The following is a 290-nucleotide window of genomic DNA, read 5'->3' as shown; positions in this document are numbered from 1 at the left end:
AAAATTGTCGGTACTCATTCAGGTTTTTCACCATCCAGAGACGGGGCAACTCATCAGGCGTTAGAAGATATTGCTTTGACACGGGTTCTACCTAATCTAACAGTTGTCGTACCGGCAGATGCCTGGGAAACAAAGAAAGCGGTTAAAGAAATTACTAAACATATCGGACCAGTCTATTTGCGTCTAACCAGAGATAGTACTCCCATCATTACAAAAGAAGATGACAAATTTGAAATTGGAAAAGCGAAAATATTAAGAGAGGGCAATGACATTACAATAATCGGGTGCGG

The 290-nt window shown here is 40.7% G+C and carries 1 pseudogene; it reads left to right on the top strand.

The annotated features are described in order from the left end of the window. A pseudogene (locus AC29Z1_RS16905) lies at window positions 1-290 on the top strand (transketolase family protein); the annotation flags it as partial.

Source organism: Sporomusa sp. (genome assembly GCF_057736855.1).
The sequence above is the reverse complement of the archived record's forward strand: the minus strand, read 5'-3'. Positions and strand labels throughout refer to the sequence as shown.